The 16560-nt window shown below is 68.4% G+C and carries 17 protein-coding genes; 6 read left to right on the plus strand and 11 right to left on the minus strand.

The features are described 5' to 3' along the window. Positions 1-24 precede the first annotated feature (24 nt). On the minus strand, positions 25-1248 hold the full coding sequence (locus BTO20_RS25865; RefSeq protein ID WP_087078877.1) for an acetyl-CoA C-acetyltransferase: 1224 nt from the start codon (positions 1246-1248) through the stop codon (positions 25-27). Positions 1249-1325: 77 nt separating this feature from the next. On the opposite strand from BTO20_RS25865, the gene BTO20_RS25870 reads away from it, so the two are divergent. From BTO20_RS25870 to BTO20_RS25880, 3 genes are all read left to right on the plus strand, one after another. Further along, positions 1326-2222, plus strand: coding sequence for a LysR substrate-binding domain-containing protein (locus BTO20_RS25870; RefSeq protein ID WP_087078878.1), 897 nt, complete (start codon positions 1326-1328; stop codon positions 2220-2222). A 34-nt stretch (positions 2223-2256) separates the two neighbouring features. After that, positions 2257-3114 (plus strand): SDR family oxidoreductase, encoded by an 858-nt coding sequence (locus BTO20_RS25875; protein WP_087078879.1) that lies wholly within the window; start codon positions 2257-2259, stop codon positions 3112-3114. An 87-nt stretch (positions 3115-3201) separates the two neighbouring features. Then, positions 3202-3987 (plus strand): class I SAM-dependent methyltransferase, encoded by a 786-nt coding sequence (locus BTO20_RS25880; RefSeq protein WP_087078880.1) that lies wholly within the window; start codon positions 3202-3204, stop codon positions 3985-3987. A gap of 115 nt (positions 3988-4102) precedes the next feature. Here the strand turns inward: BTO20_RS25880 and BTO20_RS25885 are convergent, their stop codons facing one another. From BTO20_RS25885 to BTO20_RS25900, 4 genes are read right to left on the minus strand one after another with little or no spacing between them, the layout of a single operon-like run. Continuing rightward, positions 4103-4924: an enoyl-CoA hydratase/isomerase family protein gene (locus BTO20_RS25885; protein ID WP_087082676.1), complete on the minus strand. Its 822-nt coding sequence runs from the start codon at positions 4922-4924 to the stop codon at positions 4103-4105. Positions 4925-4938: 14 nt separating this feature from the next. Next, a complete protein-coding gene (locus tag BTO20_RS25890) occupies positions 4939-5568 on the minus strand; it encodes a TetR/AcrR family transcriptional regulator (protein ID WP_087078881.1) in 630 nt (209 codons plus the stop codon). A gap of 60 nt (positions 5569-5628) precedes the next feature. Then, on the minus strand, positions 5629-7140 hold the full coding sequence (locus tag BTO20_RS25895; protein ID WP_087078882.1) for a DUF7059 domain-containing protein: 1512 nt from the start codon (positions 7138-7140) through the stop codon (positions 5629-5631). Then, on the minus strand, positions 7137-7922 hold the full coding sequence (locus BTO20_RS25900) for an SOS response-associated peptidase (protein WP_198344067.1): 786 nt from the start codon (positions 7920-7922) through the stop codon (positions 7137-7139). The genes BTO20_RS25895 and BTO20_RS25900 overlap by 4 nt, the downstream gene beginning before the upstream one ends. A gap of 44 nt (positions 7923-7966) precedes the next feature. Here BTO20_RS25900 and aroA point away from each other — a divergent pair, with 44 nt between their 5' ends. Together aroA and rsgA are read left to right on the plus strand one after the other, a co-directional pair. After that, positions 7967-9295, plus strand: a complete 1329-nt coding sequence (aroA, locus tag BTO20_RS25905; protein ID WP_087078884.1) for a 3-phosphoshikimate 1-carboxyvinyltransferase — start codon at positions 7967-7969, stop codon at positions 9293-9295. After that, positions 9292-10287, plus strand: a complete 996-nt coding sequence (gene rsgA, locus BTO20_RS25910; RefSeq protein ID WP_087078885.1) for a ribosome small subunit-dependent GTPase A — start codon at positions 9292-9294, stop codon at positions 10285-10287. Before aroA ends, rsgA begins: the two co-directional genes overlap by 4 nt. A gap of 49 nt (positions 10288-10336) precedes the next feature. On the opposite strand, the gene BTO20_RS25915 is transcribed toward rsgA, so the two are convergent. After that, the gene (locus tag BTO20_RS25915) at positions 10337-10759 is read right to left on the minus strand and encodes a PASTA domain-containing protein (RefSeq protein ID WP_087078886.1); all 423 of its coding nucleotides are present in this window, start codon (positions 10757-10759) and stop codon (positions 10337-10339) included. A gap of 224 nt (positions 10760-10983) precedes the next feature. Here BTO20_RS25915 and BTO20_RS25920 point away from each other — a divergent pair, with 224 nt between their 5' ends. Continuing rightward, positions 10984-11253, plus strand: a complete 270-nt coding sequence (locus BTO20_RS25920; RefSeq protein WP_087078887.1) for a hypothetical protein — start codon at positions 10984-10986, stop codon at positions 11251-11253. On the opposite strand, the gene BTO20_RS25925 is transcribed toward BTO20_RS25920, so the two are convergent. The 5 genes from BTO20_RS25925 to BTO20_RS25945 all read right to left on the minus strand — a co-directional run bounded on the left by BTO20_RS25925 (position 11250) and on the right by BTO20_RS25945 (position 16545). Beyond that, positions 11250-11888: a TetR/AcrR family transcriptional regulator gene (locus BTO20_RS25925; RefSeq protein WP_087082678.1), complete on the minus strand. Its 639-nt coding sequence runs from the start codon at positions 11886-11888 to the stop codon at positions 11250-11252. The genes BTO20_RS25920 and BTO20_RS25925 overlap by 4 nt on opposite strands. 109 nt (positions 11889-11997) lie before the next feature. Then, entirely contained in the window at positions 11998-13269 is a 1272-nt protein-coding gene (locus BTO20_RS25930) for a fatty acid desaturase family protein (RefSeq protein WP_087078888.1), read from the minus strand. Between the two features lie 68 nt (positions 13270-13337). Beyond that, complete coding sequence (locus tag BTO20_RS25935) at positions 13338-14486, minus strand: ferredoxin reductase (protein ID WP_087078889.1); 1149 nt, start codon at positions 14484-14486, stop codon at positions 13338-13340. A gap of 105 nt (positions 14487-14591) precedes the next feature. After that, on the minus strand, positions 14592-16013 hold the full coding sequence (locus tag BTO20_RS25940) for a metal-dependent hydrolase family protein (protein WP_087078890.1): 1422 nt from the start codon (positions 16011-16013) through the stop codon (positions 14592-14594). A 34-nt stretch (positions 16014-16047) separates the two neighbouring features. Beyond that, positions 16048-16545 carry a DUF6912 family protein gene (locus BTO20_RS25945; RefSeq protein ID WP_087078891.1) on the minus strand — a complete coding sequence of 166 codons (498 nt, stop codon included), beginning with the start codon at positions 16543-16545 and terminating at the stop codon, positions 16048-16050. Positions 16546-16560 lie beyond the last annotated feature (15 nt).

Here is a 16560-nt window from a genome sequence, read left to right on the forward strand (position 1 = left end):
CCGCCTTCGCTCCTCGCCGGCTGCTCATTTGGTCACCTCGAACACCGCCGCCAGGCCCTGTCCGCCACCGATGCACATGGTCTCCAGCATGTACCGCGCGTCGCGCCGACGGGCCTCATACGCCGCGGTGGCCAGGATGCGGGCGCCCGTCGCGCCGATCGGATGTCCGAGCGAGATTCCGGAGCCGTTGGGGTTGAGCCGGTCGTCGAGCGGGTCGACCTTCCACTCGGCCAACACGGCCAGCACCTGCGCGGCGAAGGCCTCGTTGAGTTCGATGAGATCGATGTCGTCGAGGGTCAGCCCGGCGCGGTCGAGCGCTGCGGCGGTGGCGGCGACCGGGCCGATACCCATCTTCTCGGGGGCGCAGCCGCTGACCGCCCAGGCGCGCAACGCCAACAGGGTTGTCAGCCCCCGCTTTTCGGCCTCGGCGCGCGTGGTGACCAGGCACATGGCCGCCCCGTCGTTCTGACCGGAAGCGTTGCCCGCGGTCACAGTGGCGTCAGCGTCGAGCTTGCCGCGGATCGCGCGCAGCGACGCGAGGCTCTCCGCACTGATGTCGGCCCGCGGATGCTCGTCGCGGTCGACCACGGTGTCGGGCCTGCCGCGTTTACCCGGGACGGTGACGGCGACGAGTTCGTCGGCGAACCGGCCTGCGTCGTGAGCGGCCACGGCGCGGTGATGGGAGCGGGCCGCCAGCGCGTCCTGTTCCTCGCGGGTGATGCGGTATTCCCGGCGCAGGTTCTCGGCGGTCTCGATCATTCCGCCTGCGATCGGATGGCTTGTGCCGCCTGCTGTTTCGCGGGCGCGATCGAGGCGGTCGCGCAGTTCGATGCCACCTTGGCGCACGCCGGTGCGCAGCCCGAGGGCGTAGTGCTCGACGTTGGACATGGATTCGGCACCACCGGCAACCACCAGCCGGGCAGCGCCGGTGGCGACCTGTCCCGCGGCGTAGAGCACGGCCTGCAGGCCCGAACCGCAGCGCCGGTCGATCTGCAGACCGGGAACCCCGGTGCCCAGACCGGCATCCAGCGCGGCGATCCGCCCGATGGCCGGGGCCTCGCCGTTGGCGTAGCCGTTGCCCAGGATGACGTCGTCGACGTCGTTCTCGCCGAGTCCGGTGCGCCCCGCGAGCTCCTGCAGGGTCAGGGTGGCCAGCTCGGCGGCGGTGAGGGCCGCCAGCGCGCCGCCCATCCGGCCCACCGGCGTGCGGAGAGGGTTGCAGATCACCACATCGGTCGCGGAACTCATACTTCGACGGTAGGCACCTGGACCGATATTCTGAAATACCTAGATTCGGGCTATTAATATGTGTAGCCTCCTAATCTGTGGAGCTGCGTCACCTCCGGTACTTCCGCGCCGTCGGCGAGGAGCTGCACTTCGGGCGAGCCGCCGAACGCCTGCACATCGCCCAGCCGCCGCTGTCCCAACAGATCCGTCAGCTCGAACGCGAACTCGGCGTCCCGCTGCTGACCCGCACCACCCGCATCGTCGAGCTCACCCCGGCCGGGCGGGCCTATCTGCAACGCACCGTCGAGATCCTCGACGCCGTCGACGAGGCCGGTACCCAGGCCCGGCGCATCGCCGCGGGAGTCGAGGGCCGGGTGGCGATCGGCTGCGTCGGCTCGGCCACCTACTCACTGCTCCCCCGCCTGGTGCGCACGCTGGGCGAGTCCCTGCCCGGTGTCGAAGTCAGCGTGCGCGGCGAGATGCTGGCCCCCGCCCAGCTCAGCGCCGTGCGTGCCGGCGACATCGACCTGGCGCTGCTGCGCCCACCCGTGGACGGTGAGGGGCTGGCCACCGAGACCGTGCGTCGGGACCGGCTGCTGGTCGCGCTGCCTGCCGATCATCCGCTGGCCGGGCGCGACGAACTGACCGTCGGCGACCTGCGCAACGACACCTTCGTCGGGCATGTGGGACACGGCCGGTCGGTGATGAGCAGCCTGGTCGCGGCGGTGTGCGCCGACGCCGGGTACACCCCCACCATCCGCCAGGAGGTATCCGAGACCTCGACCCTGATCACCCTGGTCGCTGCCGGGCTCGGAGTCGCGATCGTGCCCGCCCCGACCGCGGCGCTGGACATCGCCGGAGTCACCTACGTGCCGCTGGGACCGGACACCCTTGGGGTCGATCTGGTGGCCGCGCGACTGGCGGGCAACGAGTCAGCGGTGATCACCAACGTTCTGGCGGCGCTGCACGGGCTCACCGCTGATCGGCAAGTGTGACCGCCCGGGACCACCCGGCGCATATCGTGGCCCCATGGCAAACACCTCGTTGTCTGGAAAAACCATGTTCATCTCCGGCGCCAGCCGCGGTATCGGCCTGGCGATCGCCAAGCGGGCCGCCGCCGACGGCGCCAATATCGCGCTGGTCGCCAAGACCGCCGAACCTCACCCCAAGCTCGAAGGCACGATCTACACCGCTGCCAAGGAGATCGAGGAGGCCGGTGGCCAAGCCCTGCCGATCGTCGGAGATGTTCGCGACGGTGACTCGGTGGCCGCCGCGGTCGCCGCCGCCGTCGAACAGTTCGGCGGCATCGATCTCTGCGTCAACAACGCCTCGGCCATCAACCTCGGCTCGATCGAAGATGTGCCGCTCAAGCGCTTCGACCTGATGAACGGTATCCAGATCCGCGGCACCTACGCCGTGTCACAAGCGTGCATCCCGCACATGAAGGGCCGGGAGAACCCGCACATCCTCACTCTCTCGCCGCCCGTCCGCCTGGAATCGGAGTGGCTCAAGCCCACCGCCTACATGATGGCCAAGTTCGGGATGACGTTGTGCGCGTTGGGTATTGCCGAAGAGATGCGGGAAGCCGGCATCGCCTCGAACACGCTGTGGCCGCGCACCCTGGTGGCCACCGCCGCGGTGCAGAACCTGCTCGGCGGGGACGAGGCGATGGCGCGGGCCCGCAAACCCGCCGTCTACGCCGATGCCGCCTACACGGTCTTCACCCAGGACGCCCGCGAATACACCGGGCAGAGCCTGCTGTGTGAAGACGTGCTGCTCGCCAGCGGCGTCACCGACCTCTCGGTGTACGACTGTGTTCCCGGCTCCGACCTCGGAGTGGACCTGTGGGTCGACACGCCCAACCCTCCGGGCTACGTCCAGCCCTGATTGTCGCCGCCGACTGGCCAGTTCCGGCACGCCCAGCACGAAAATCCGTGCCACAACTGGCCATTCGACGCCGGGTACGCTCATGGCATGCCAGATCCCACTTCCACAGACTGGGCAGCCGGCCGCTACGAGGCTGTCGGTGAACGCATCGCAGGTATCGCGGCCCAGGTGGTCGCCACCGTGGATCGCACCCGCCCGCTGCGCGACGCGACAGTGGTCGACCTTGCCTGCGGCACCGGCAGCGCGGCTCTCGCGGCGGCCGCTGCCGGAGGCCTCGCCACCGGGGTGGACCTCACCGCCGAACTGATCGCGATCGCGCAGGACAAACCCGGCGCGGACACCGTTGACTGGGTGGTGGCCGATGCCGCGCACACCGGCTTGCCCACAGCCGAGTTCGATGTGGTGGTGTCGAACATGGGCATCATCTTCGTCGAGCCGGATAGCCTGGTCGCCGAGGTGGCTCGACTGCTGCGGCCCGGCGGCATCTTCGGTTTCTCGTCGTGGATCCCCGACGCGGACAGCCCATTTTTCACCCCGATCGTCGAAACGCTGGGGCCGCCGCCGGATTCAGGCCACTCCCCGGATCAATGGGGCCGGGTCGACGTGCTGCGGACGCGGCTCGCCGACAGCTTCGACGACATCACGATCGGAGCCGGCAGCCATACCTGGCTGTTCGAATCACTGCCCGCCGCAATGGCTTTTCTGACCAACGAGTCACCGATGCACGTCAACATGCTGAGCCGCCTGGACGACGCGCAGCGCAGTGCGCTGCTGGGCGCCTTCGAGTCCGCGTTCGGTCGCCATGTCAAGGACACCGGCCAGGTGGTGTTCGACAGCCCGTACCTGATCGCCACGGCGCGTCGACGCGGGTAGCGCCGCCTTCACCCGACGTCGAGCGGCCAGTTATTGCACGCTGATCCGGCGGAATCCGTGCACAAGTGGCCACTCGCGAGCGCGCGCGGCGGGGCGTGGCGGCGGTGCGGCGGGGCTAGTCCGAAGGGGCCCGGCCGGACAGCAGGGTTTCGACGCTGTCGGCGAAGGCGCCCGTGGTAAAGCACGTCGGCTCGGCGAACTCCTCCAGCGTGAGGGCGTCGTTCCAGCCGGTATCGGCGGCGGCACGCAGCAGCGGCTTGGTCATCGCCACCGCGTGCGGCGGCAGTGCCGCGACGCGCGAACACCATTCATCGGCCACCGCGAGCAACTGCTCGTGGGGCACGACCTCGTGGACCAGCCCGAGGCGCTGCGCCGTCTGCGCATCGATGTGGTCGCCGCGCAGATAATAGGCGAGCGCCCCCTGGTACCCGAGCCGACGCGTCAACGCCCAGCTGGTGCCCACCTCCGGAATCAGGCCAAGGCGTCCGAACGCCGGCACGATCACGGCCCGCTCGCTGGCGATGGCCAGATCACAGGTCAGCGCCCAGGCCAGGCCGACCCCGGCCGCCGGACCGTTGAGAGCGGCCACGAAGATCGTGTCGGACCCGGCGATGAGCCGCGCGATGCCGCCGAATTCCCGGCGAATCCACCGCCAGACGTCCGCGGTGCCCTCGGCCTCGTTCTGGCGTTGCACGGCCGCGCGCATCATCCGCAGGTCGCCACCCGCGCTGAAGCCTGGATCGGTGCCGGTCAGCACGACGGATCGAATATCGTTGTCGGACACCAGATCTTCCAGCACCCGCCGCAGCTGCCGAACCAGCGGGGCGGACAGCACGTTGAGTCTGCCCGGCTCGTCGAGAGTGACCACCGCGCGGTCGTCGCGGCGCTCGACGCGCACCCGCGGTGGTGCCTGAAGTGCATCTCCGTCGGCGATCATGTCCCGGTACAGACTCACTGGTCATCCTCCTCGATCGGCTTGGCGCGCAACGCGGCCCACGCCGCATCGGCGAACGTCTCGATGATCCCGGCCTCGATCTCGGCCTCCTCGCCGTCGATCCAGTAGCGGGCGTACTCCTGGGCCGGGCCAAGCCACAACGCGGCCGTCACCCCCGGCTGCATGGCCAGGAGCGCTCCGTACGTGTGATGGGGACGCCACCAGTCGCGGATCGCAGCGAAGAAGGCCCGGTTGGCCTCCTGCAGCTCAGCGCTGTCCAACCGGTCGCCGAGGAGCAGGCGCACCTCACCGCGATGTGCGGCAACCCATTCCAGATGCTGCCGGACACCTGCGCGGATGCCCTCCTCGGCACTGTCCTGCTCCCGCAGTGCGCCGAGGAATGCGGCCTGGTATTCGGCCATCACCTGCGCGTACACCGCCGCCGCGAGCGCGGGCTTGTCCGGGAAGTGGTGGTAGAGGGCGCCGACGCTGACCTGCGCCTCGCGCCGTACCTCGTCGAGCGTCGGACCGAGCGCGCCGTCGGCCGCGAACCGCCGCCGGGCCACCGCCAACAGCCGGCCGCGCGCGTCCACACTGCCCGCCCGCGATGTCCGCGAGCGCAGCGACGGGGTATCAGACCCAGCCATGAGGAAAACTCTATCAGTACCGAGAAATCCTCGGTCACGCCGGTTTGACGGTGACCCGCGTCAGTCCGCCTGGTAGAGGATGCCCCGTCCGATCGCCTCGCGGACCTCGGGCAACGCCGCTTGGGCCAGCGCCTCGGCGTCGACCCCGTGATGCGCCGCGAGCAGTTCTATGAGGGCTCCGAGCGGTACCTCACCCCGGCAGCCTGCCATCAGCGCCCGCAGCACCTCGTCCACACCGATGACGGCGCCGGGGCCGCCAGGACGGCGCACCGCGGCCCCGAGCGACTGCCAGCCCTCGGGGCCCGGCAGAAACTGCTCCTCCAGGAACACCGGCGCCGTCGAGAGCCGGGCGGCCAGCAGCTCGTCGTCGCGGGTGCCGTGCAGATACGCCCGGCGGGCGAAGAACGCCTCCACTTCCGAACCCGTCACCAGCTCGTCGGCGCCGGTGATCTCCTCCAGAATCTGCTCGGGAGCTTCGCCGATGCGGGGCACCCGCAGCGAGATCATCCCCACGCCGATCCCCGTAATCTCCTGTTCGGCAAACCAATCCAGCCACTGCCCGCCCCGCTGCGCCGCCTGCTCCGGGGTCTCACCGGCATCGGCCAGCCACAGCGATACGTAACTGACCGGATCTGCGAGCTCCCGTTGCACCACCCACGCGTGCAGCCCGGTGCCCGCCAACCAGCCGCGGACCCGATCGCGCCAGTCATCGTCGCGCACAATCCAATTGGCCATGATATGAGCGGTGCCGCCGGGTGTCAGATGATCGGGCACCTGTTCGATAATGCTCCGGCACAACGCATCTCCGGCGATTCCCGAGTCACGGTAGATGTAGTCGCGGGCACCGGAGCCCACCACGAACGGCGGATTGGAGACGATCAGGTCGAACCGCTCCCCTGCCACCGGCTCGAACAGGCTGCCGCTGCGCAGGTTCCAGGCCATGCCATTGATCCTGGCCGTGGCCGCCGCGAGGGCGAGCGCACGGTCGTTGGTGTCGGTGGCGACGATTTCGGCGCAGTGTGCGTCGAGGTGCAGCGCCTGGATGCCGCACCCCGTCCCCAGATCCAGTGCCCGGCCCACCGGCCTGCGGACGACCGCGCGGGCCAGCGACAGCGACGCTCCACCGATGCCGAGCACGTGATCGTGGCGCAGCGCCCCGCTGCGCAGGGCCGCGTCCTGATCGGACACGACGTAGAACTCACGAACGCCGTCGCTGTGCGGGCGGATGTCGAGTGCCGCCCGGACCGCGCCGCGGCCGGCCATCTCCAGCACCCCGTTGGCGGCAAGCGTCGCCAATGGGGTCGACGGCAGCGCTGCCTGCACCTGCTCGTGCGGCTCGTCGGCACCCAGCAGGAACAGCCGGATCAACACCGCCAGCCGCCGCCGGGCGGCGGGGGCGGCACGCGTCGCCCGCAACACCGGCCACCACACGCCACGCCCGAGCGCCGCGTTGGCCTGCTCGCCCAGCAGCTCGGCCACCCCGTCGATCGTGTAGCCGGCCTCGCGCAGGTCAGCCCCGATCGCGTCGACCACTGCGGGCTCGAGCGGGCCGGGGTCGATCGACCCGGTCAAAACAATCCCGCCTCTTCAGGTTCCGGCTTGGCCGGCTCGATGAGCTCGGGGCCGTTGTTGCGCACGCTGTTGACCAGCCGAGACACCTCCCGGATGGCGATCCGGTCCAGGTCGCCATGGCCGCGCAGCAGGCCCTCGTCGATCGGCGCGTCCGGATCCAACCAGCGGTCCCAATCCGATGCGCTCACGGAGAGCGGCATCCGGTCGTGGATCTCGGCCAGTGGCCCGGCGGCGTCGGTGGTGATGATGGTGCAGCTCAGCAGGGGCGGCGCGTCCTTGGGTGCGCCGTGCGGGCGCCACGTCGACCACAGGCCTGCCATGAACAACGGCTCGCCGTCGGCCCCGTACATGTAGAACGGGGTCTTGCTCACCTTTTTGCCGGCCTCGGCGGCATTGGGCCGCCACTCATACCAGCCGTCCATGGGGATCAGGCAGCGCTTGTTCTTCGCCGAGTTCCGGAACGCCGGTGAGCTGGTCACCTTGTCGGCGCGCGCGTTGATCAGCAGCGGCCCCTTGTTGTCCGGTCCACCGTCCTCGGCGGTCTTGACCCACGGCGGGATCAATCCCCAGCGCATGGACCGCACTCGACGGGTCGATTCGTCGTCGGGCTCGGTGTGCCGCTTGACCACGCTGCTGATGGTCGTGGTCGGCGCCACGTTGTAGTTGGGACCCGCCAGATCCTTGTCACCGGAGGCCGCCGCACTTGCCGCGCTTTCATCGAGGGCCTGGATTTTCTGCGCCAACAGCGCCGGATCGGTGGTCACCGCGAAACGTCCACACATGGAGCCCATGGTTGCAGAACTCGCGGACAAGGCAGGATGTAGCTGTGCAAACACGCGGACGCGAGGAGCAGAAGACGAACTGGCCTGCCCCCGCGACAACGAGCCCGGTCGATGCCACCGTGACGGTTCCCGGCTCCAAGTCGCTGACCAACCGGGCGCTGGTGCTGGCCGCGCTGGCCACCGCGCAGGGACCGTCGACCATCGCCGGCGCACTGCGCAGCCGCGACACCGACCTGATGATCGAGGCCATCCGCTCGCTCGGCGTTACGGTCGACGACAGCGCGGGCGACGGCACCAGCCTCACCGTCAGCGGGCGCATCTCCCCCGCCGACAACGCCCACGTCGACTGCGGGCTGGCGGGCACCGTGTTGCGGTTTGTTCCTCCGCTGGCGGCCGTGAGCACCGCGAGCGTGACCTTCGACGGCGACGAGCAGGCCCGCGCTCGCCCGATTTCGCCGCTGCTCAACGGGCTGGGTGAGCTTGGCGTCCACATCGACGGCGACAGCCTGCCGTTCGTTGTCCGGGGTCGCGGCGCGGTGGCCGGCGGCACCGTCCGGATCGACGCCTCCGGGTCCTCGCAGTTCGTGTCGGGCCTGCTGCTCTCAGGTGCGGCGTTCACCGATGGCCTCGCCATCGTGCATACGGGCACATCGGTGCCCTCGGCCCCTCACGTGAGCATGACCGTGACGATGCTGCGCGACGCCGGCGTCACGGTGGACGACAGCGTGACCAACCAGTGGCGGGTCGAGCCCGGCCCGGTCGCGCCCCGCGCCTGGCACATCGAACCCGACCTGTCCAACGCCACCCCGTTCCTGGCGGCGGCGTTGGTGACCGGCGGCACGGTTCGCATCGCCGGTTGGCCGCAGGTCAGCATCCAGCCGGCCGACACCATCCTGGCCCTGCTGGCAAAGGTAAATGCGACTGTGCGCCAAGGTGATTCGGGCCTGGAAGTCACCGGCGCCGAAAGCTACGGCGGGTTCGAGGCCGATCTGCACGATGTCGGCGAGCTGGCACCCACGGTGGCCGCCCTGGCCGCGCTCGCCGCGGCGGGATCGGTCTCCCGGCTCAGCGGTATCGCCCATCTGCGCGGGCACGAAACCGATCGGCTCGCGGCACTGAGCACCGAGATCAACGGGCTGGGCGGTGAGTGCACCGAGACCGAGGACGGCCTGCTCATCACCGCGAGGCCGCTGCACGGTGGGGTGTGGCGGTCCTACGCCGATCACCGGATGGCGACCGCAGGCGCGATCATCGGGTTGCGGGTGCCAGGTGTCGAGGTGGAGAACATCGAGACCACCGCGAAGACCCTGCCGGACTTTCCGGGGATGTGGGCCGCCATGTTGGCGGGTTCACGGGGGGAACAACTGATTTGAGCCCACGGGGCGGCAATTTTCGGGACTACGACGAATCCGACGTGCGCATCAGGCCGGGTCGGGGCACCCGCCCGCGCACCAAGACCAGACCCGAACATGCCGACGCCCGCTCGGCGATGGTGGTCACCGTCGACCGCGGCAGGTGGGGCTGCGCCCTGGACCGGGATCCGGATCGCGTCGTCACGGCCATGCGGGCCCGCGAACTGGGCCGCACCCCGATCGTGGTCGGCGACGACGTGGACGTCGTCGGCGACCTGTCCGGGCGCCCCGACACCCTGGCCCGCATCGTGCGGCGCGGTGAACGACGAACGGTGTTGCGCCGCACGGCCGATGACACGGACCCCACCGAGCGGGTGGTGGTCGCCAACGCCGATCAACTGCTCATCGTGGTGGCGCTGGCCGACCCGCCGCCGCGCACGGGCTTCGTCGAGCGCTCACTGATCGCGGCCTATGCGGGCGGGCTCAAACCGATTCTGTGCCTGACCAAGTCGGACCTGGCGCCGCCGGAGCCGTTCGCCGCCCAGTTCGAAGACCTGGATCTGACCATCGTCAACGCCGGACGCGACGATCCGCTCGACGCGGTCGCTCCGCTGCTCGGTGACCAGGTGACGGTGTTCCTCGGCCATTCCGGGGTAGGTAAGTCCACCTTGGTCAATCGCCTTGTGCCCGAGGCAGATCGCGCGACCGGCGAGGTGTCGGGTGTCGGCAAGGGCAAGCACACGTCGACCCAGTCGGTGGCCTTGCCGCTCGACGGCGAGGGCTGGGTGATCGACACCCCGGGGATCCGCTCGTTCGGACTCGCCCACATCGAACCCGACGACGTGCTGCTCGCGTTCTCCGACCTGGCCGAGACCATCGTCGACTGTCCTCGCGGCTGCGGGCACATGGGCCCGCCCGCGGATCCCGAGTGCGCGCTGGATCAGCTGTCCGGCCCGGCCGCGAACCGCGTCGCCGCGGCGCGGCGCCTGCTGGCCGTACTGAAGGAAACCTGAATTTCGCCTGTCGAATGGCCGTGACGCAGCCGGCGCTGTCAGGTACCGGTCAGTGCTTCTTGGTGGTGTCCTCAGCCGCCTGCGCCTGGTCCTGGGCTGCCTGCTGCTGCGCCGCCTCGATCGCCGCGCGCCCCTCGGGGCTGGCCGCGGAGTTACCGGGCTGGGTCGCCGTGGCAACACTGGCGCTGCAGTTCAGGTTGAGCAGCACGGTATCGGTGACCGGCGCGAAGCTGTCGCCCTTGATCCACGGCGCCTTCTCCGAGCTGGTCACCACGCACTTGTCGTCGGGCTGCGTGTCCCCGGAGCGGGTGGCGATGACGCCCTTCATCCCGGCATCGGACAGTGCCGACTGCGCGTCGGCGTAGGTCTTGCCCGCGTAGTCATCGGCGGATGCCACGCCGGTCGCCAGGATTCCCACCGGAATGACCGACGTACCGATTGCTATGGCAGCCATACCAACCAGCTTCTTCATCCCATCCTCCAAGACGTTTCACAGTGAGGGACTGAGGTTATGTGGGATAGCTGTCAAGACTCTGGGAATACGTCGCACGGTTGCTTGGAATCCTCACAGCTTGGACTCCTTCGTCCGCGCGTTCGCGTGATCATCCGCATACCAGCTGCTAGTCACGTTGACCACAGGCAAACTGGACGATAAAGTTCAATTTCGTTGAGCTCGCCAAGAGACAGGACATCGAGATGACCACAGGCCGATTCCCCCGCCGACTCGCCGCAACCGCAGGCCTGGCAGCCCTGGTCACCCTGGGCGGACTCACCGCGGCCTGCGGCACGTCAGGCGAGAAGGCCCCGAGTACGCCGACGACCACGACGACCACCACGACGACGACAACGGCACCGAGCGTGGAGCCCACCGAGAAGAGCATCAGCCCCGGCGGCGGGAACCTGTTCACCCCGACGCACGTCGTGACCCCGGCACCTCCGACCGGCGGCGGCAAGGGCGGCCACTAAACCGCCTGCGCGCCAGTCTGATACGACTTGATCTGGGCAATGGCCAGGTTGAGCGCCGACTGCATCAAGCGGGGGTCGTGCGCGGTCTGCGACAGCAGGTAGCCACCCTCGACCGCGGCGAGCAAGCCGGTGGCCAAGTCTTTCGTGTCGATGTCGGCGCGCAGGACCCCGGTGTCGCGGATACGTCCCAGCGCGTCGGCAAGCAGATCCCGCCACTGGGCGAAGTGTTGCGCCAAGGCCACGCGGGCACGGTCGTCGCTGTCCGAGAGTTCGGCGGCCAGCGACCCCAACTCGCAGCCCCACAATCCCCGGCGCAGCGCGCACCGTTGGACCATGGCGTCCCGCCACAGGTCCAGACCCCGCAGCGTGTCCACCTTCTCCAGCCGCGGCCGCTGCCAGGACAGCACCTCACCGGCCTGCAGCGTGATGACTTCGTAGACGAGCTCCGACTTGTCCTCGAAGTGCTGGTAGAACTGCGACTTGCTGGCCGCACTGGCCGCGAGCACCTCGTCGATGGTGGTGGCCGCGACGCCTTTGACGTACATCAACTCCGCGGCCGCCGCCACAATCCTGCCGCGGGTGGCGGCGCCGCGGGCAGTCAACCGTCGGCGCGCCACCGGCTGCTGTTCGGACACCACCCAACTGTAAACCGGACAGTTCGGTCCACTTCAACCGGAAACGACAACTGCGGTGAGACCGTCGGTCCGGAGGGACCGCGATCTCACCGCAGTGTCGACGTCTCAGCTACGCGGCGCGCTTGGCCGCCCGGCGCTCACGACGCCACTCGCGTGCCGTCTCGAACGCGGTCTTGAGGCCGCGACGGCGCCCGGTGACGGGATCGGTCTGGCCGAATCCGCCATCCACGGCGTCGAGCTCGAGGAACATCCGCTCGCTGTGAGTCTCCGGCGCATCGTCGGCGGTGTCCCGCAGGAACCGGTCCGGCAGAGACAGTTTGGCGATGGTGCGCCACGACTTGGCGTACTGCACCAGGAACGAACCCGTGGTGTAGGGCAGGTCGTACTTGTCGCACAGCGCCCGGACCCGGATCGAGATCTCGTAGAGCCGGTTGCTGGGCAGGTCCGGGTACAGGTGATGCTCGATCTGGTGGCACAGGTTGCCGCTCATGAACCGCAGCACCGGGCCGTTCTCGAAGTTGGCGCTGCCCAGCATCTGCCGCAGATACCACTGGCCACGGCTCTCACCGACCATGTCGGTCTTGGTGAATTTCTCCGCGCCGTCGGGGAAATGGCCGCAGAAGATCACGGCGTTGGCCCACACATTGCGGATGATGTTGGCCACGGCGTTGGCCTTCAGGGTGGACTTGAACGTCGCACCGGGCGACAGTGCCGTCAGCGCCGGCCAGACGACATAGTCCTTGGCCACCTGATGGCCGGCCTTGATGCCGAATTCCTTGACCCTGATCAACGTGGCGTTGCGGTTGTCGCGGCCCTTGAAGATCTTGCCGAGCTCCAGGTGCTGCAGCCCCACACCCCACTCGAACAACGTGCACAACATGGTGTTGTAGAACAGGTTGAGCAGGTTGAACGGCTTCCACTTCTGATCGCGGGTGACCCGGATGAGGCCGTAGCCCACATCGTCGTCCATGCCCAGGATGTTGGTGTACTTGTGGTGCATGAAGTTGTGGGTGAACCGCCAGTGCTTGGACGCCCCGCTCATGTCCCACTCCCACGACGAGGAGTGGATCTCGGGATCGTTCATCCAGTCCCACTGGCCGTGCATGACGTTGTGGCCGATCTCCATGTTCTCGATGATCTTGGCCACGCCCAAAGTTGCGGTACCTGCCCACCAGGCGGAACGGCGCGAACTCGCCGCCAGCATCAACCGGCCCGACACCTCGAGGGCGCGCTGGGCGGCGATGGTGCGGCGGATATAGCGCGCGTCGCGCTCACCACGGGAGTCTTCGATGTCCTGACGGATCGCATCGAGCTCGATGCCCAGGTTCTCGATATCGGCATCGGTCAGATGCGCGAACGCGGGAACGTCGGTGATAGCCATCGTCAGCCTCCTCTCTCTTACCTACGGTAGCGTAACCTACGATGCCGTAGGTTACCAGTCAGTAAAGCTTAAACGTCGAGTACACAATCGCCGGAAGCCGCCGAAACACAGGTCTGAATCCGGTTGCCGGGCTCATATTCGACACCCGTACGCAGGTCGCGGACATGTCCGCCGACCAGACCCACGACACAGGACTGGCAGATACCCATCCGGCACCCGAAGGGCATCCGGATGCCGACCTGTTCGCCCGCGTCCATCAACGGCGTCGCACTGTCGACTTCGACAGACTTGCCGCTGCGCTCGAACGTCACGGTGCCACCTACACCATGCACCGCGGCCCGCGACACCGCGAACCGTTCCTGGTGCAGATGTTCGGGAATCCCGGCCGCCGCCCAGACCTTTTCGGCGTCGTTGAGCATGCCTTCCGGCCCACACGCCCAAGCCTGGCGTTCTTGCCAGTCGGGCACCACCTCGGCGAGCCGGGACAGATCGAGCCGCCCCTCGGTGCGGGTGCTGCGCAGATGCAGCCGGTAACCGGGATGCGCGTCGTGCAGCTGGGCGAGCTCGCTCCCGAACAGCACATCCGCCTCCGTCGGTGCGGAGTGCACATGGATGATGTCGGTGATCTGATCGCGACGCACCAGCGTGCGCAGCATCGACATCACCGGAGTGATGCCGGAACCGGCGGTGAGGAACAGCACCGATGCCGGCGCCGGATCGGGCATGACGAAGTTACCCTGCGGGGCGGCCAGCCGCACCACGGTGCCGGGCGCGAGTCCGTTGACCAGGTGGCTGGACAGGAAGCCCTCGGGCATTGCCTTGACCGTGATGGCGATGGTCCGCTGACCGGCGATCGGATGCTTGTCCGGCACGGAGGTCAGCGAGTAGGAGCGCCAGCGCCACCGGCCATCCATCAGGACGCCGATGCCGATGTACTGTCCGGGCTCGTAGTCGAACGAGAATCCCCAGCCCGGCTTGACCACGAGCGTCGCCGAGTCGGGCGTCTCCTGCCGTACCTCGACGACCCGTCCGCGCAGCTCGCGGGCCGACCACAGCGGGTTGGCCAACTTCAGGTAGTCATCGGGCAGCAGCGGTGTGGTGATCCGGCCCGCGATGGTGCGCAGAGCATGCCAGCCGGGACGCTCCTTGGCACCCGCGACAGTGGGACGGATGGTGTCGGCCACATTGGCCGAGACTTTGATGGAGTTCTTGGCCATGACAACCTACGGTACCGTAACTTACGGTGCCGTAGCTAGTCGTAGCATCCGGCGAGCGGCATAAATCATGGGTTTGATTCTCCTCCACATCAACCGGTTCGGCGACTACGAGACCAGGGAGTTCTTGTAGACCTTGCCGTCCTTCATGATGACCTTGAAATTGCGGCCTGGATCGGCAACCAACTGCAGATTGCTCAGCGGATCACCGTCGACCAGCAGCAGATCGGCGAGCGCGCCCGGCTCCACCACACCCAGTTTGCCGCTGTACGGACTGCGCTTGCCGGACATCGCCAACAATTCGGCGTTGGTACCCGTGGCCATCGTGAGAACTTCGGCCGGGGAGAACCACGTGCCCAGTTTCGCCAGCAGCGCACCCTGCTGCGGCGCCAGCTGCGGGGAAAACAGGATGTCCGTGCCGAACGCCGTCTTGAGGTGATACTTGCGGGCCAGCTGATAGACGTTGACCACGCCGTCGATCACTTCCTTGGCCTTGGCAGCCTCCTCCGAGCCGGGCGGAAACGCGCGGATCATCTCCTCCGGCAGCGGCTGGGTGCTCAACCAGACGCCCTTGTCGGCCATCTCCTTGGCGGTCGCGTCATCCATCAGGTGGGCGTGCTCGATGCAGGTGACCCCGGCGCGGATCGCCTGCGTGATGGTGGCCGGTGTGTAGGCGTGCACGGTGACATAGGTTCCCCAGTTGGTGGCCGCCTCGACCGCCGCGCGCACCTCGGGTTCGGTGAAGGTGATCACGTCGATCGGGCTGTGCGGCGAGGACACGCCACCCCCGGCCGTCAGCTTGATCTGCGATGCACCTTGGAACAGCTGCTCACGGGTGCGCATCCGCACCTCGTCGGGGCTGTCGGCGACCACGGAGGCACCGAGTTCCTCCTGACGCGACACCGGACCGCCCGCAGTGCGCGGCAGGTCGGCGGGTGTGCGGAAGTCACCGTGGCCGCTGGTCACCGTGATGATGGCGCCAGACGGGAAGATCCGCGGACCGTTGACGACACCCTCGTCGATGGCCCGCTTGAGACCGAAACTCGGACCGCCCAGATCACGGACCGTGGTGAACCCACGCATCAGAGTGTCGTTCGCCTCGGCACCCGCCAACAGGTTCAGGTACCCCGGATCCGCGGTCGTCAACTGTGTCACCGGCGGCCGCACGAGCATCGTGTGCCAGTGGTTGTCGATCAGACCCGGCATCAAGGTCCGGCCGCCACCCTCGATCACCGTGGTGTCCGGTCCGGCAGGCAGCGCCTCCGTCGAGATCTTCTGGACGCGGTTGCCCGTCACGAGCACGTTCGACGGTGCCGAGAGCTTGTCGCTGTGCCCGTCGAAGATCCGGACGTTGCGAAACTCCACCTGGGTGGGGGCCTTCTGCCCGGGCGTCGGCGCCGGGCGCGGCTGGGCCGGTGGCGGTCCCGCAGGCGGGGGCGCGCTGCTCGAAGCCGACTGTCCGCCGCCCGACGAGCACGCGACACCCGCGAGAACGACGGACAGCACAACAGCCAGGCGCAGATGTCGCATTCGGCTTCCCCTCTTCCCGGCTGCTCCGCCGTAGCTACAGCAGTTCGAGCAGAAACGGCAGTTCCTGCGACGCATACCAGGCCAGGTCGTGATCCTGGGCGTCTCCGACGGTGAGCTCGGCATCCTCGTCGCCCAGGTCGGCGTCATCGATCACCTCCACTGCCGCGAGCACAGCGGATTCGGCGGCGGCGTTGTCGACGTAGACCGCGATGATGTCGTCGATGGGCACGGGCCCCGACAGCCGCACCACCGCGTCGTCGAGATCGGGCCGCGGCGTCGCCGACGCCACCTCGGCGACCACCACCGCCCGTCGCGGCGGCAGCCCGGTATCACCGCCGGAGGCCAGCAGGCGCAGCGAGGCCAATGCCGCCTCCTGCAGCGCCACCTCGGCGAGCTCGTCGTCGTCGCCCTCGGCGTAGGCCTCCCGCAGTGTCGGCGTGACCGCGAACGCGGTCCCGTTCGTCACGAGCAGGAACCGGTCGGCGACGAGCTGCTGCAGGCCGGCCAGAGTCGCCGGGATGTACACGCGCACCCCGCGAGACTAGCC

It is taken from the genome of Mycobacterium dioxanotrophicus (genome assembly GCF_002157835.1).
GTDB classification, from domain to species: domain Bacteria; phylum Actinomycetota; class Actinomycetes; order Mycobacteriales; family Mycobacteriaceae; genus Mycobacterium; species Mycobacterium dioxanotrophicus.

What these genes read in the sequence shown, in the direction of transcription:
- BTO20_RS25865 (WP_087078877.1), bottom strand. Translation starts at nt 1,248, where the DNA reads ATGAGTTCCGCGACCGATGTGGTGATCTGCAACCCTCTCCGCACGCCG.
- BTO20_RS25875 (WP_087078879.1), top strand. Translation starts at nt 2,257, where the DNA reads ATGGCAAACACCTCGTTGTCTGGAAAAACCATGTTCATCTCCGGCGCC.
- BTO20_RS25880 (WP_087078880.1), top strand. Translation starts at nt 3,202, where the DNA reads ATGCCAGATCCCACTTCCACAGACTGGGCAGCCGGCCGCTACGAGGCT.
- BTO20_RS25885 (WP_087082676.1), bottom strand. Translation starts at nt 4,924, where the DNA reads ATGATCGCCGACGGAGATGCACTTCAGGCACCACCGCGGGTGCGCGTC.
- BTO20_RS25890 (WP_087078881.1), bottom strand. Translation starts at nt 5,568, where the DNA reads ATGGCTGGGTCTGATACCCCGTCGCTGCGCTCGCGGACATCGCGGGCG.
- BTO20_RS25900 (WP_198344067.1), bottom strand. Translation starts at nt 7,922, where the DNA reads ATGTGTGGACGTTTCGCGGTGACCACCGATCCGGCGCTGTTGGCGCAG.
- BTO20_RS25915 (WP_087078886.1), bottom strand. Translation starts at nt 10,759, where the DNA reads ATGAAGAAGCTGGTTGGTATGGCTGCCATAGCAATCGGTACGTCGGTC.
- BTO20_RS25920 (WP_087078887.1), top strand. Translation starts at nt 10,984, where the DNA reads ATGACCACAGGCCGATTCCCCCGCCGACTCGCCGCAACCGCAGGCCTG.
- BTO20_RS25930 (WP_087078888.1), bottom strand. Translation starts at nt 13,269, where the DNA reads ATGGCTATCACCGACGTTCCCGCGTTCGCGCATCTGACCGATGCCGAT.
- BTO20_RS25935 (WP_087078889.1), bottom strand. Translation starts at nt 14,486, where the DNA reads ATGGCCAAGAACTCCATCAAAGTCTCGGCCAATGTGGCCGACACCATC.
- BTO20_RS25940 (WP_087078890.1), bottom strand. Translation starts at nt 16,013, where the DNA reads ATGCGACATCTGCGCCTGGCTGTTGTGCTGTCCGTCGTTCTCGCGGGT.